A 243-nucleotide genomic window follows, 5' to 3' on the forward strand; every position below is an offset into this window, starting at 1 on the left:
CTGGCAGAGTATACTGGGTATTATTTTCGGAATAATCGGTCTGGGCCTGTCACTGTTTACGGCAGGGCTATCAATAGCCGCAGCAGGGGGAATATCGGCGGCGCTGAGCTCGGCATCGGCAACGACGCTGGCCCTGGGAGGGCTGGGTGTGCTGGCAGACGTGACGGCCATCGCGAGCGGGGCAACGGAAGATGTAAATCCTGAGGCCTCATCGGTGCTGGGTTGGGTCTCCATGGCCACCGG

Annotated in this window: 1 pseudogene; it reads left to right on the forward strand. The window is 60.9% G+C overall.

What is annotated here, in order from left to right:
- Positions 1-243: pseudogene (locus HMPREF0201_RS23250) on the forward strand (RHS repeat-associated core domain-containing protein); the annotation flags it as partial.

Origin of the sequence: Cedecea davisae DSM 4568 (genome assembly GCF_000412335.2) — a bacterium.
Taxonomy (GTDB): Bacteria; Pseudomonadota; Gammaproteobacteria; order Enterobacterales; family Enterobacteriaceae; genus Cedecea; species Cedecea davisae.